Source organism: Nonomuraea sp. KM88 (assembly GCF_052245635.1).
Lineage (GTDB): Bacteria > Actinomycetota > Actinomycetes > Streptosporangiales > Streptosporangiaceae > Nonomuraea.
The window spans coordinates 82256-96643 of record NZ_JBQQCC010000009.1 but is presented as its reverse complement, the minus strand read 5'-3'; the positions used below and the strand labels follow the sequence as shown (position 1 = coordinate 96643).

The following is a 14388-nucleotide window of genomic DNA, read 5'->3' as shown; positions in this document are numbered from 1 at the left end:
ACCTCATGAGATCGGGGCTGACGGCATGGAGACAGATTTGCGCGCCTTGTCCAAGGTCCAGAAATGGTACGGCCCGCACTCGAGCACCGCGGCCGACTGGCCGGTCGACGCCTTAATCCCGGCCAAGGGAAACACGACGGTGAGCGTCGTCCTGCCCGCTCGCAACGAGGAGAGCACCGTCGGGGACATCGTCACCGCGATCCGCCGCGACCTGGTCGAGCGGGCGCCGCTCGTCGACGAGATCCTCGTCGTCGACTCCCGATCCACCGACGCGACCGCCGAGCGCGCGCGCCGGGCGGGCGCCCGGGTGGTGGCGCAGGACGAGGTGCTCGCCCACCTGCCGCCGCTGACCGGCAAGGGGGAGGCACTGTGGAAGGGGCTGGCCGCCTCCCGCGGCGACCTCGTCGTGTTCGTGGACGCCGACCTGCGCAGTTTCGGCGCGCACTACGTGACGGGACTGCTCGGGCCGCTGCTGGCCGACCGCGGCATCCAGTTCGTCAAGGCGGCCTACGAGCGGCCGTACACGGGGGAGGACGGGGTCGTGCGGCGTGGCGCCGGCGGCCGCGTGACCGAGCTGGTGGCCAGACCGCTGCTCAACATGTTCTGGCCGGAACTCGCCGGATTCGCCCAGCCGCTCGGCGGCGAGTACGCCGCGCGGCGCCAGGTGCTCGAACGGGTGCCCTTCGTCACCGAGTACGGCGTGGAGTTCGGGCTCCTCGTCGATCTGCTCCAGCTCGTCGGGCTCGACGCGATGGCCCAGGTGGACCTGGGTCACCGTACGCACACCCACCAGCCGATCGACGCGCTCGGCCGCATGGCCGGGCAGATCCTGCAGACCGCCTGGTCCCGCCTGGAACGGCAGGACCGCGTGCTGGCGCCGGAGCCTCCGGCGCGCACGCTGTTGCAGTTCGGGCTCGAAGGGCGGGCCGATCTGGTGGACGTGGCCGTGGCGGAGCGACCTCCGCTCGCCTCCCTTGTCCTGGAGGAAGATGTGGCATGAAAGTCCTCATGAACGCGGGGCCGTGGCTCTCCATCCCGCCCCCTGGATACGGAGGCATCGAGAACGTCGTCGCCACGCTGGTGCCGGCGCTGCGCGAGCGCGGCGTCAGCGTCGTCCTGGCCGCCGCGGGATCGAGCACGCTCGAGGTGGACGAGCTGGTCCGCGTCTACGACGAGGGCCGGTTCCCGGAGTTGCAGAAGCCGTACAACCAGGTCGTGGGCATCGCCCACGCGCACCAGGCCAGGGTGGTGGCCGAGCTGCGCGTCCGCGACGACATCGACCTCGTCCACGACCACCTGGAGGTGGTGGGGCCCGCGGTGCTGTCCGCGTTCGGCGGGCCGCCCGTCCTGCACACCCTCCACTGGGACCTGCGCAAACATCCGGCCTTCTACGGCTCGTTCCCGCCGTCGATCGCGGTCAACGGCGTGTCCGAGTCGCAGCTCGCCCGCGCCCCCGAGGCCCTGCGCGCGGCCTCGCTCGGCGCGATCCACCTGGCAACGCCGCTCGCCGACGGCGACGTGCGGGCCGAACGCGGCGAGCACCTGATCGTCATGGGCCGCATCTGCGGGCTCAAGGGCCAGCACGTGGCGGCCAGAATCTGCCAGAAGCTCGGGCTGCCGCTGGTGCTGGCCGGCCCGGTGTGCGGCCGTGACTCCGCGGCCGAGCTGGACGTGGTGGCCCAGAACCCGGACCACCCGCTGCACCACCACCCAGACGTGCGCTACCACCTCGACCAGGTGTCCCGCTATCTCGACGAGGAGATGGTCCGGTGGGTCGGGGCGGTGGGCGGCCAGGCCAGGGACCACCTGTACGCCTCCGCCAGGGCCGCCCTCTTCCCCCTCCAGTGGGACGAACCCGGCGGCACGGCCGTCGTCGAGGCGCTGGCGCTCGGGGTGCCGCCGGTGGGCCTGCGCCGCGGCTGCCTGCCGGAGATCATCGACCACGGCCGTACGGGCTTCCTGGCCGACACCGAGGAGGAACTGGCCGAGTGGGTCCTGCGGGTGGACGAGCTGGACCCGGAGGAGTGCCGCCGCGAGGCCGCCCGCCGCTTCTCTCCGTCCGTCATGGCCGAGCGCTACCTGGAGCTGTACGAGCAGGTCACGCGCCCCTAGGAGAAACCGCGGGGGAGCACGGTGACGGGGCAGGGGGCGGCCCGCAGCACCTTCATGGCCAGCTCGCCGAGGAACACCCGGTGCGGCTGCGCGTCCTCGCCGGCCGCGCAGACCAGCAGCTCGCCGGGCAGCCAGGCGACGCCTTCCATCGCGGCGGCCACGTCGTGGCCCTCGGCGACCTCCGACTCGGCCTCGATGCCCGTGGTCTCCCAGGCCAGCCGGACGGCCAGCGCGAGGTCGTCCCTGAGCTTGCCCTGGTCGTCCGTCCGCAGGTCGAGGGTGATCAGGCGGAGCGGCACCCCGAGCCGCAGCGCCGCCTGGGCCACCCGCTCGACGGCCTCGTCGCACTGCGGCCGGTGCACGTAGGCCAGCGTGAGCCGGGCTAGCTCGCCGGCGGGCTCGTGCCCGGCGGGCGCCAGCATGACCGCCTCGGGCGACAGGTGGAGCAGGTGGTTGGAGGTCGAGCCGATCGTGATGCGGCCCTGCCGGCCGCCCGACCCCGAGCCGACCACGATCAGGTCACTTCGGATCCTGCTGGCCACCACCGACAGCCCGCGCCCCGTGCCCCGGCTCTCGAACGTGATGTACTCGGCCTGCGCCTCGCCCAGCTCGTCCGCCGCGTGCGCCAGGTTGGCCTGCGCCTCCACCGCCAGCCCGGGGCTGGCCGGCGGGTAGATCGTGGCGACCGTGAGCTCGCCGCCGGTGAGGTGGGTGATCGCGGCGCCGAGCGCGAGCGCGTCGCGCCCGCCCGCGTCGTTCGTGTATCCGACGATCACGTGCTCACCGATCACGACTGCCTCCCTACCCGCTCCCACCAGGGAGTACGCGGCACTCCCCACACCATGATCCGCCGGCTGCCCGTCCGGACGAAGAATCTCGGTCTTTCGACCGAGGCTTTTCCGGATTTTCCACCTCATGATGGAGGCATCTGATGATCTCTGTTCGTAAGGTCGTGTCCATCGCTCATTCACCGATTGGACGCCTGTGTACGACGAGATTGTCGACTTCGCCATGGCCACGCCCGCGTGGCTGCACGTGCTCGCCGAGGTGGGCACGGACGCCGGGTTATTCGTGTTCGTGGCGCTGTTCGGGGTGGCGGCCTGGCGCGCGTGGCGAGGGCCCGCACGTGACCTGGCGCTCGTGATCGCCGGCCCGGCCGGGGTGGTGCTGGCGTACATCGTCAGCGAGATGGTCAAGCTCATCGTGCGGGAGGACCGGCCGTGCAGGGGCGGGGTCGCGACGATCGCCGCCTGCCCGCCCCTGGACGACTGGTCGTTCCCCAGCAACCACTCCGCGATCGCGGCGGGCGCGGCGGCCACGCTCGTGCTGGTCTGGCGCGCGCTGGCCTGGGTGGTGTTCCCGCTGGCGGCCGTCATGGCGTTCTCGCGGGTGTTCGTCGGCGTGCACTATCCGCACGACGTCGCCGCGGGCTTCGTGCTCGGGATGGTGCTCGCGCCGTTGTTCGCGCTGCTGGCGGTGGGCGCCGTCACCCCCGCGGTCAGGCTCGCGCGAAGCCGTCTGTCGCCGCGATGAGCCGGTCCAGGATGCCCGGCTCGGAGTAGGCGTGCCCCGCGTCGGGCACCACGTGGAACTCGGCCTCGGGCCAGGCCTTGTGCAGGTCCCAGGCGGTGGCCATGGGCGTGCAGGCGTCGTAGCGGCCCTGCACGATCACCGCCGGGATGTGCCGGATCTTGCCGACGTCCCTGATGAGCTGCTCGGGCTCGAACCAGCCGCCGTGGTGGAAGTAGTGGTTCTCGATCCTGGCGAAGGCGACGGCCATCTCCTCCTCGCCGAACTCCGCCACCCGCTCGGGATCCGGCAGCAGCGAGACCGTGGCCCCCTCCCACTGCGCCCACGCCCTGGCCGCCGCCAGCCGCACCTGCGCGTCGTCGCCCTCCAGCCGGGCCCGGAACGCCGCGATCAGGTCGCCGCGTTCCTCGGCGGGGATCGGCGCGACGTAGCGCTCCCACAGGTCGGGGAACAACTGGCCGGCGCCCTCCTGGTAGAACCACCTCAGCTCCTGGGGGCGCAGGGTGAAGATCCCGCGCAGCACCAGCTCGGTCGTCCGCTCAGGATGCGTCTGGGCGTACGCCAGCGCCAGCGCGCTGCCCCACGAGCCGCCGAACACCTGCCAGGCGTCGATGCCCAGGTGCTCGCGCAGCCGCTCCATGTCGGCCACCAGGTGCCACGTCGTGTTGGCGGCGAGGCCGGTGGCGGGGTCGGAGGCGTGCGGCCGGCTGCGGCCGCAGTTGCGCTGGTCGAACAGGACGATCCGGTACAGCTCGGGATTCCACTGCCGCCGGTGCTTCGCACTGCACCCGCCGCCGGGGCCACCGTGCAGCATGACGGCGGGTCTGCCCTCCGGGTTGCCGCAGACCTCCCAGTAGATCTGGTTGCCGTCGCCGACGTCGAGCAGGCCGGAGTCGTACGGTTCGATGGGCGGGTACAGAGTTCTCATGCCACCCGATCCTGCCATTTCACGCCCAGGTGTGGCGGGTCAGGAACGACCGGTCGCCGGTGGCGTACTCGTGGAACGCCTGCCGCACCTGCGCCAGGTCCGGCACCGTCGTGCTGACGAGCGTGCCCTCTTTGTACTCCAGCTCGTAGCCGGGGGAGACCTGCAGGAAGTGCCGGCCGAAGTTCACCAGGGCGGCGAACGGGTTCTGCGGGGAGAGCGTGCCCAGCACGTCGTGCACCAACGCCAGGTCGGGGTCGTGGACGACCAGGCCGTCGCCCGAGTGCAGCTGCATGCCCTCGTAGACGCCCAGCGGCGCTACGTTGTGCACGAGGTCGCGCTGGGGGTCGTAGCAGACCAGCCCGTGCGCCCGCGCGACCGTGAACACCTTGGCGGACAGCTCGTCCATCGTGTCGAGGTCCATCGTCACCAGCACGTGCCCCGGATAGGGCGTGACCCGCCCCGGCAGCTCGTCGGCCACGGCCGGCACGTCACCGCCGCCGGGCTCGCTCCGCTTGACCGCCAGGTAGGTGGCGCGCGCCTGGTCCCTGCTGATCGGCTCAGGCTCGTCCCAGACCATCAACTCAACGCTCATCCGTCCATCTTGTCGGACCGCCGCCGCGCCCACGCATCGGGTGGGCGGGCGCGGCGCACCCTTTTGACCTGGGTGAACGTTCAGCGGAGTAATGAAGAGGCGATGGGGGGAAGGTACAAGGTCATCACTGGGGTCCGGGCTTGTCCGGGGGAGCAGGGGAACAGAACATGGGGAGAGACCGCAAGGGAGCCTCGATGATCGAGATCTGGCCGGGAGACCCCTATCCACTCGGGGCGACCTATGACGGCGCGGGCACCAACTTCTCGCTCTACACCGAGGTCGCCGACAAGGTCGAACTGTGCCTGTTCGACGAGGACAACACCGAGTCCAGGGTGCCGCTCACCGAGGTGGACGGGTTCATCTGGCACGGCTACCTGCCGGGGATCGGCCCGGGTCAACGCTACGGTTACCGCGTCCACGGCCCTTACGATCCGGCGCACGGGCTGCGGTGCAACCCGGCCAAGCTGCTGCTCGACCCGTACGCGATGGCCATCGAGGGCGGGGTGCGCTGGCACGAGGCGGTGTACGGCTACCGCTTCGGCCAGCCGGACACCAGGAACGACCTCGACTCGGCCCCCTACGTGCCACGGTCCATCGTGATCAACCCGTTCTTCGGGTGGGGGCACGACCGGCCGCCCGCGAGGCCGTACCACGACACCGTGATCTACGAGGCTCACGTGCGGGGGCTGACGATCTGCCACCCGAAGATCCCCAGGCATCTGCGCGGCACGTACGCGGCCCTGCACCACCCGGAGATCCTCGACCATCTGACGAAGCTGGGCGTGACGGCCCTTGAGCTGATGCCGGTGCACCAGTTCGTCACCGACCACATCCTTGAGCAGCGGGGCCTGTCCAACTACTGGGGTTACAACTCGATCGGGTTCTTCGCGCCGCACAACCGCTATTCCAGCCAGGGGCAGCGCGGCGGGCAGGTGCTGGAGTTCAAGGCGATGGTGCGGGGCCTGCACGAGGCGGGCATCGAGGTCATCCTGGACGTCGTCTACAACCACACCGCCGAGGGCAACCACCTCGGGCCGACGCTGGGGTTCAGGGGCATCGACAACCCCGACTACTACCGGCTGGTCGAGAACGACAAGCGCTACTACGTCGACACCACCGGCACGGGCAACAGCCTGCTCATGCGCTCGCCGCACGTCCTTCAAATGATCATGGATTCGCTGCGCTACTGGGTCATCGAGATGCACGTCGACGGGTTCCGCTTCGACCTGGCCTCGACGCTGGCTCGGGAGCTGCACGAGGTCGACCGGCTGAGCTCGTTCTTCGACCTGGTGCAGCAGGACCCGGTGCTGTCGCAGGTCAAGCTGATCGCCGAGCCGTGGGACGTGGGTCCAGGCGGCTATCAGGTGGGCAACTTCCCGTCGCGGTGGACGGAGTGGAACGGGCGCTACCGCGACACGATCCGCGACCTGTGGCGCGGGCAGCCGGCCACGATGCCGGAGTTCGCCTCCCGCTTCACCGGGTCGAGCGACCTCTACCAGGCCGACAGCCGCCGCCCGGCGGCCTCGATCAACTTCGTCACCTGCCACGACGGCTTCACCCTGCAGGACCTCGTCTCGTACGACGGCAAGCACAACGAGGCCAACAAGGAGGGCAACCGCGACGGCACCGACGACAACCGCTCGTGGAACTGCGGCGCGGAGGGGCCGGCGGACGACGCCGTCGAGACGCTGCGCGAGCAGCAGAAGCGGAACTTCCTCACCACGCTCTTCCTCTCCCAGGGCGTGCCGATGCTCTCGCACGGCGACGAGCTGGGCCGCACGCAGCAGGGCAACAACAACGGCTACTGCCAGGACAACGCGCTGACCTGGGTCGACTGGTCGGACATCAGGGAGAACTGGCTGATGCTGGAGTTCACCCAGAGCCTGGCCGAGCTGCGCAAGAGACATCCCGTCTTCCGGCGCAGGAGGTTCTTCTACGGCAAGCCGGTACGCGGGCTGAGCGACATCGCCTGGCTCACCCCCTCGGGGGAGGAGATGACCGACAGCGACTGGAACGTGGGGTACGCGAAGTCGCTGGCGGTCTTCCTCAACGGCGAGGCCATCACCGAGCCCGACCGGCGCGGCCGTCCGATCAGGGACGACTCGTTCCTGCTGCTGTTCAACGCGCACCACGACACGATCCAGTTCACGATCCCCAAGGACTACGGCGAGATGTGGCACACAGAGATCGACACGGCCATGCCCATCGACGTGGGCGCGCGGATGTGCCGGGCGGGCGAGGCGGTCGCGGTGCCGGGCCGCAGCGTGCAGGTGCTGCGCCGTGTCTAGGCCCACGTCGACCTACCGGTTGCAGCTGACGCCCGACTTCGGGTTCGCCCAGGTGGCGGAGATCGCCGGCTACCTGCGCGACCTCGGCGTGAGCCACGTCTACCTGTCGCCGATCCTGCAGTCGACCCCGGAGTCGCGCCACGGCTACGACGTCACCGACCATTCCAGGATCAGGGACGAGTTCGGCGGGGCGGGCGGGTTCAGGGAGATGGCCCAGCACCTGGCCGCGCACGACCTGGGCGTGGTCGTGGACATCGTGCCCAACCACATGAACACGGTGAACGCGCAGTTCTGGTCGGTGCTGAAGGACGGACCCGCCTCGCCGTACGCGCGGTGGTTCGACATCGACTGGATCGACGGGACGGTGGCGCTGCCCGTCCTGGGGGACGACGTCGAGCCCGTCGTGGACGGCGACGTGCTGCGCTACCACGAGCACGCCTTCCCCCACCCCGGCCACTACCGGCTGGCCGGCTGGCGCGAGGGCCCCGGCTACCGGCGCTTCTTCGACGTGTCGTCATTAATAGGGCTGCGGGTCGAGGACCCGGCGGTGTTGTTCGCCACGCACGAGGTGATCTTCTGGCTGCTCGACGAGGGGCTGGTGGACGGCCTGCGGGTCGATCACCCCGACGGGCTCACCGACCCGCGCGGCTATCTCGAACGGCTGCGCAGGCGCGCGGGCAGCGCGTGGACGGTCGTGGAGAAGATCCTCATCGGTCCCGAGCAGCTGCCGGACGACTGGGCCTGCGACGGCACCACCGGCTACGACGTGCTCAACCGCGTCAACGGCCTGTTCGTCGACCCGGCGGGCAAGGAGCCGCTCGTCCGGCTCTTCAGCGAGCGGACCGGGCAGCCGGCGGACTACCGCCCGGTGATGGCGCGGGCCAAGCGCGAGGTGCTCGACCTGTTCTTCGGCTCCGAGGTGGACCGGCTGGCCAGGGCCGCCTCCTGCGACCCCGCCGCCGTGCGCGAGCTGCTCGCCGCGATGCCGGTCTACCGCGCGTACATCGTGCCGGGGGAGGAGCCCCCGCCCGAGTCCGTCGAGATCGTCGAGCTGGCCGCCGAGGCGTGCTCTCCTGCCGTGCGCCCCCTCGTCCGCGAGGTCCTGTACGGCTCCGCCGAGGCGATCATCCGCTTCCAGCAGGCGTGCGGCCCGGTCATGGCCAAGGGCGTCGAGGACACGGCGCTCTACCGGTGGTACCCGCTGGCCTGCCTCAACGAGGTCGGCGGCGAGCCCGACGTGTTCGGCGTCCCGGTGGAGGACTTCCACGAGTTCTGCGCGGGGCTGCGCCCGTACACGATGACCACCCTGTCCACGCACGACACGAAACGGTCGGAGGATGTGCGGGCCCGGCTGTCGGTGGTGTCGGAACTGCCGGACGAGTGGGCCGAGGCCGTGTCGGAGTGGTCGTCGGCGCTGAGCTTCGACCCGTGCCTCGACTACCTGGCCTGGCAGAACCTGATGGCGGCGTGGCCGATCTCGGCCGAGCGGTTCACGGACTACCTGCTGAAGGCCGCTCGCGAGGCGAAAACCGCTATTTCCTGGAAAAATCCGGATCCGTCTTATGAGCGGAAGTTGCGGGACTTCGCTGAGGCGGCCGTGCGGCTGCCGGTGGGGGAGTTCACCGCGCGCATCGAGCCGTACGCGATGTCCAACTCCCTCGGGGCCAAGCTCGTCCAGCTCATGATGCCCGGCGTGCCTGACGTCTACCAGGGCAACGAGATCACCGACTTCTCGCTGGTCGACCCGGACAACCGGCGTCCGGTGTCCTTCCCGCCCAAGCCCGTGACCGCATGGGACACGGCCAAACAGCTGGTGACCACCCAGGCGCTGCGGCTGCGCCGGCGGCTCGGCGGCGCGGGGGCGTACCTGCCGCTGCCGGCGGAAGGGCAGGCGGCGGAGCACGTGATCGCCTTCGCCAGGGGCGGCGAGGGCTCCGGCGAGCGGCCGCGCGCGGTCGCCGTCGCCACCAGGCTCCCCGTACGCCTGGCCGCGACGGGCTGGGGCGCCACGACGCTGACGCTGCCCGCGGGGGCCTGGCGCGACCTGCTCACCGGCGTCCGGCACACCGGGCGCGTCCCGCTCGCACACGTGCTCGGTCAGTATCCGGTCGCACTCCTGGAGAGACATGATCTTTGAGGTCTGGGCGCCCAAGGCCACGGCAGTCGAGGTGGACGTCATGGACGGGCGCCGGGCGATGACCCCCGGTGAGGGAGGATGGTGGTCGGCCGACGTGGCCGAGGCGGGCCACGGCACGACGTACGCCTTCCTGGTGGACGGCGGCGGGCCCTACCCCGACCCGCGCTCCCGCCGCCAGCCCGAGGGCGTCTTCGGGCCGAGCGCCGTCTACGACCACGACCGCTTCCTCTGGTCCGACCACGACTGGAAGGGCCGCGACCTGCGCGGGGCGGTGATCTACGAGCTGCACGTCGGCACGTTCACGCCTGAGGGCACGTTCGCGGCGGCCGTGGAGAAGCTGGAACACCTGGTCGAGCTCGGCGTCGACTTCGTGGAGATCATGCCGGTCGCTCCCGTGCCGGGCGGGCGCAACTGGGGCTACGACGGGGTCGACCTGTACGCGGTCAACGAGACGTACGGAGGGCCTGACGGGCTCAAGACGTTCGTGGACGCGTGCCACCGGGCGGGGATCGCGGTCATCCTCGACGTCGTCTACAACCACCTCGGGCCGTCGGGGAACTTCCTGCGGCCCTTCGGCCCGTACTTTGCCGGATTTGAGGGGAGCTACTGGGGCGAAGCGGTCAATCTGGACGGGCCAGGCTCCGACGAGGTGCGGCGCTACCTCATCGGCAACGCGGTGCAGTGGCTGCGCGACTTCCACATCGACGGGCTGCGCCTGGACGCCGTGCACGCGCTGCACGACAAGCGCGCCGAACACCTGCTGGCCGAGCTGTCGGAGGAGGTGGACGCGCTGGCGTGCTTCGTCGGCAGGCCGCTGACGCTGATCGCCGAGTCCGACCTCAACGACCCCCGCATGGTGCGCCCGCCGGAGGCCGGCGGGCTCGGCATGACGGCGCAGTGGGACGACGACGTCCACCACGCCCTGCACTGCGCGGTGAGCGGCGAGTCCCACGGCTACTACCAGGACTTCGCGCGGCTGCCCGCGCTGGCCAAGGCGCTGACGTCGGGGGTGGTGCACGACGGGTCCCGCTCCAGCTTCCGCGGGCGCTCCCACGGGCGCTCCTACGCGGGCGTCCCCGGACACCGGCTGGTCGCCTGCCTGCAGAACCACGACCAGATCGGCAACCGGCCGCAGGGAGACCGGCTGCCGATGCCCGCGCTCAAGCTGGGCGCCGGGCTGCTGCTGACCTCGCCGTTCACGCCGATGTTGTTCATGGGCGAGGAGTGGGGGGCGCGCTCGCCGTTCCTGTTCTTCTCCGACCACGTCGAGCCCCGGCTGCGCGAAACCGAGGCGGCGCGGCGCGAGCGGGAGTTCGAGGGGTTCGGGTACGCGTGGAACGCGCCGGACCCCTCCGAGGAGGAGACGTTCCTGCGCTGCAAACTCGACTGGGGCGAGGTCAAGGAGGAGGCGCACTGGTCGCTGCTGTGCTGGTACCGCGACCTGATCGCGCTGCGCAGGGCCCTGCCCGAGCTGTCGGACCCCCGGCTCGAGCGGGTGCGCGTGGAGACGGACCCGCACGGCAACTGGCTGGTCATGTGGCGGGGGTCGCTGGCCGTGCTGGTGAACTTCGCCACGGACTCGGTGACGCTGCCGCTGACGCCGGGAACGGTCGTGCTGGCCTCGGACGAACCGGTGGCGGCCGATGGAGAGGGGGTGCGCCTGCCGGGCCAGTCACTGCTGATCTGCCGCCCGCCCGCCTCATCGCAGGCATGAAGGTCGCACGTCAACGGGCGACGGCAGGCCCGTAAGGCGGTCGAACAGCGTGGTCAGGTGTCGAATTCGCCCAGCTTGACGCCGCCGAGGAAGGCGTCCCACTCGGCTGGTGTGAAGATGAGCGCGGGGCCATTGGGGTTCTTGCTGTCGCGCACGGCGACGAGGCCAGGGAGATTGCTGGCGACCTCGACACAATTCCCGCCGTTGCCGCCGCTGTAGGAACTTTTCCGCCATGCCGCCTGGGAGAGGTCTGCACGAATCAGGTCTTGTCGTTCCATTGGGCTCGGGTTTCCTCGATTATTTTGAGCGAATATCCGGGACGATACGCTTCTGCGCGTATTCTGTCATATCTGTCCCAGATGAGCGCAACGAAGTCGTGCTCTGCTGACACCTCGCCTTGACCTGCGGAGTCTACCGATACGGCTGTGGGGGCGTCGGGCAGTTCGGCGATGATGAAGCTCGACAGAAAACCGGCGGTGCAGGGCGTCTCGAAGGGGACGAGTTGCACGGTCAAGTAGGGGCGGTTGGCGGCTGCGACGAGGTGGTCAAGTTGTGCGGCCATGACTTGAGGGTCTCCGACAGGGCGGCGAAGGACCATCTCGTCAAGGAGGACCCACATGGTCGGGGGCGCGTCGCTGTCAAGGATCAGTTGGCGTCGCATGCGCGCGCTGACGCCGTTCTCCACCTCCTGGGGGGAGGCTCCGGCCAGATCGCCTCGGAAGACCGCCTGTGCGTAGTCCTCCGTCTGGAGCAAGCCGGGGATCAGGAGCGGGTCCCAGCTCCTGAGTACGCGGGCGGAGGGTTCGATCTCGTCGGTCCAGCGCAGATACCAACCGGGACCGGAGGGGGATGTGATGCTGCGGCAGAGGCGGGAGAAGCGGTCTCCTGTGCCGAATGCCTGATCACATGCGGCCGCGAGGTCGGGCTTGGGGGTGCGGTCCCCCTTCTCGATGTGGGCGACGAGGGATGACGAACAGCCCAATCGCCTGCCGAGGGCGACCTGGGTCAGTCCGTGATCTCTGCGGGTTCGCGCCAGCTCCCTGCCGAAGCGCTGAACTGGTGTCAGACGCGGATCAAGGCCGTTCGCCATAACTGTCCTTACCTGTCGTCCCCAGTGACTTGACGGAAATTGACTTCAATTGACAGTCGGCCCCAATGGAGGTGTCCTTTGGGCCTCGATTGTGCACCCGTCTCGCCTGCACGCTAAGCATCTTCAAGGGCAAACTGAATGTCAAAGGTTTCCGCTCTCTCGCTGGTCATGACGGGGAATCCACAGGCGGGCGATTTGCGTGGATGCTTTGTGACGAACCCTAGATCTGGGTGAATCAACAAAATCTGCTTATTCGGGTGAAGGCGAGATGAAGGTCGCGACGTTGGGTCAATGGGACTCGGGCAACGTCAGGCACCGGCGAGAACGTACGGCATCTCCGTGTCTAGGAGGGAAAGTGAGCGCTCCATGTCAGTTCATGCTGTTTCCGGGCAGCCGCACGCAGGGATCAAGGTCTGGTTGATCAGGGAGCTTGACGACAGTGCCTTGCTTCCCGGGAGGGCACGTCGAGAGCTTGGACGCTGGATGGGTGAGCATCCGGCCCTCGAGGACCTTCAGCTCATCGCCTCCGAGCTGGTGACCAACGCGCTGATCCACGGGGGAGGGCCGTGGGTGCGAATGAGCCTGCTGCCGGTGGAGGAGGGGCAGAGGTGCTACTGGCGACTGTCGGTCGCAGATCCTGGCCTGTCGAGGACCGTTCCGCTACCCCGTACTCCTGGCCCTGGAGATACGCGAGGCAGGGGCCTATGGGTCGTGGACGACCTCACTCGTGGCTCCTGGGGGACGCACTGCACGCGGGTCGGAGAGCGGGTGGTGTGGGCTCTGCTTCCACGCTGACGCGGGGCTGCCGTGCGCCCGTTGTGGATATCTCGACGTCATCCACAGAATGTCGCTCCACTTACTTTCGCTCACCCGCCGTCCCCGATTCTGAGCGCCGCACCATTTCGATACGTCCGGAGGTCGCTCATGAAGATCACCCTGCCCCTGCCCCGCACGCTGACGTCCCGGTTCGTCGTGGCCATGGAGCACCTGCGGTTCGACGTCGACGCGTTCCTGCCCTGGCGTGTCGCCGGCCCCCACAGGAAGGCCGTGGTCAGCGCCATGCGCAACCGGGCCCTGACCGCGACGTACCATCCGACCCCGTGGAAACCGACCGGCGCCAACCTCGGCGACGAGGAGAGGCGTCGCCTTCGGCGGGCGAAACATCATGTCGTGGTGTCCGCCACGGCGCCCCCGCACCTGCTGCCCGCGAGTGCGCAGGCGGCCAGGGCCGCGGCCAGAGCCCTGGCGCGCGAGTGCGACGGACCGCTGATCGACCCCTTGACCGGTGCGGCCATCCTCACCTGCGGGCAGTGCGCCGGCGAGCCCGCGGCGTTCCACCTCGACGACGACTGGCTGGCCTGGGACGTCCGCACGCACGAAGTCGCCGCCTGCGCACCCTGGGATCCCGGTGACACCTCCTGCCTCCGGGTGACCTCGCGCGGCCTGCGCCGCTTCGCCCTGCCCGAGATCACCCTCGACGGCGCCGCCTGCGCGCACAACCTGTGCGCCACCAACCTCCTGCGCACGGTGGCCAGCCGCCTGGTCGCCGACCACCTGGCCCACCTCACCGCCCACCCGGAGGCAACCGAGCGCCGGATCGACGACTTCCTCCAGATCCAGCCAGGCGACCAGCCCGACGGTGGTTGCCCCTTCGGCGTCCGGCTGACCCCTTACGAGGCCGACGCCGTGGGCCCCGCGGGTTTCCGGCGGTTGAAGGTCGGTCCCGCGCCCGGCACCGGCCAGATCACCTGCCTCAAGGTCGGGCCGCCCCTGGGCTTCACCGGCTCCACCAACGACTGGCTCTGCGCCACCCAGGGTCCCGCCCACGCCTCCCTGGCGAGCATGCACCCCCCGTCCTCCACCCTCGCCGCGTGACGACCCCTTGCCGGGTGGCCCGGGTGCTCCTCGCGTGACGGACTCTTCTGGGTCGGCCCGGGTGCTCGTCGTGTGACGGACTCTTCTGGCTCGGCCCGGGTGCTCGTCGTGTGACGGGCCCC

12 protein-coding genes are annotated in these 14388 nt (G+C 69.9%); 7 read left to right on the top strand and 5 right to left on the bottom strand.

The window, feature by feature from the left end; all coding sequences use genetic code 11:
• Window positions 1-46: 46 nt before the first annotated feature.
• Window positions 47-1000 carry a glucosyl-3-phosphoglycerate synthase gene (locus ACTWPV_RS26010; protein ID WP_443153779.1) on the top strand — a complete coding sequence of 318 codons (954 nt, stop codon included), beginning with the start codon at window positions 47-49 and terminating at the stop codon, window positions 998-1000.
• A complete protein-coding gene (locus tag ACTWPV_RS26005; protein WP_443153778.1) occupies window positions 997-2112 on the top strand; it encodes a glycosyltransferase in 1116 nt (371 codons plus the stop codon). The genes ACTWPV_RS26010 and ACTWPV_RS26005 overlap by 4 nt, the downstream gene beginning before the upstream one ends.
• Here ACTWPV_RS26005 and ACTWPV_RS26000 read toward each other — a convergent pair.
• Entirely contained in the window at window positions 2109-2903 is a 795-nt protein-coding gene (locus ACTWPV_RS26000; protein ID WP_443153777.1) for a universal stress protein, read from the bottom strand. The two genes, ACTWPV_RS26005 and ACTWPV_RS26000, sit on opposite strands and share 4 nt — an antisense overlap.
• 193 nt (window positions 2904-3096) lie before the next feature.
• Between ACTWPV_RS26000 and ACTWPV_RS25995 the strand changes: the two genes are divergently transcribed.
• On the top strand, window positions 3097-3645 hold the full coding sequence (locus ACTWPV_RS25995) for a phosphatase PAP2 family protein (RefSeq protein ID WP_347643750.1): 549 nt from the start codon (window positions 3097-3099) through the stop codon (window positions 3643-3645).
• Here the strand turns inward: ACTWPV_RS25995 and pip are convergent.
• The gene (pip, locus tag ACTWPV_RS25990; protein ID WP_347643751.1) at window positions 3611-4570 is read right to left on the bottom strand and encodes a prolyl aminopeptidase; all 960 of its coding nucleotides are present in this window, start codon (window positions 4568-4570) and stop codon (window positions 3611-3613) included. The genes ACTWPV_RS25995 and pip overlap by 35 nt on opposite strands.
• A gap of 19 nt (window positions 4571-4589) precedes the next feature.
• A complete protein-coding gene (locus ACTWPV_RS25985) occupies window positions 4590-5162 on the bottom strand; it encodes a hypothetical protein (RefSeq protein WP_443153776.1) in 573 nt (190 codons plus the stop codon).
• A gap of 194 nt (window positions 5163-5356) precedes the next feature.
• On the opposite strand from ACTWPV_RS25985, the gene glgX reads away from it, so the two are divergent.
• From glgX to treZ, 3 genes are read left to right on the top strand one after another with little or no spacing between them, the layout of a single operon-like run.
• Entirely contained in the window at window positions 5357-7450 is a 2094-nt protein-coding gene (gene glgX, locus ACTWPV_RS25980) for a glycogen debranching protein GlgX (RefSeq protein ID WP_443153775.1), read from the top strand.
• A complete protein-coding gene (gene treY / locus ACTWPV_RS25975) occupies window positions 7443-9587 on the top strand; it encodes a malto-oligosyltrehalose synthase (RefSeq protein WP_443153774.1) in 2145 nt (714 codons plus the stop codon). The genes glgX and treY overlap by 8 nt, the downstream gene beginning before the upstream one ends.
• The gene (gene treZ, locus ACTWPV_RS25970) at window positions 9577-11301 is read left to right on the top strand and encodes a malto-oligosyltrehalose trehalohydrolase (protein ID WP_443153773.1); all 1725 of its coding nucleotides are present in this window, start codon (window positions 9577-9579) and stop codon (window positions 11299-11301) included. Before treY ends, treZ begins: the two co-directional genes overlap by 11 nt.
• Before the next feature lie 53 nt (window positions 11302-11354).
• Here treZ and ACTWPV_RS25965 read toward each other — a convergent pair whose 3' ends face one another.
• Entirely contained in the window at window positions 11355-11579 is a 225-nt protein-coding gene (locus ACTWPV_RS25965; RefSeq protein ID WP_443153772.1) for a DUF397 domain-containing protein, read from the bottom strand.
• Window positions 11561-12391, bottom strand: coding sequence for a helix-turn-helix domain-containing protein (locus ACTWPV_RS25960; RefSeq protein ID WP_443153771.1), 831 nt, complete (start codon window positions 12389-12391; stop codon window positions 11561-11563). The genes ACTWPV_RS25965 and ACTWPV_RS25960 overlap by 19 nt, the downstream gene beginning before the upstream one ends.
• A 924-nt stretch (window positions 12392-13315) precedes the next feature.
• On the opposite strand from ACTWPV_RS25960, the gene ACTWPV_RS25955 reads away from it, so the two are divergent.
• A complete protein-coding gene (locus tag ACTWPV_RS25955) occupies window positions 13316-14266 on the top strand; it encodes a hypothetical protein (protein ID WP_443153770.1) in 951 nt (316 codons plus the stop codon).
• Window positions 14267-14388 lie beyond the last annotated feature (122 nt).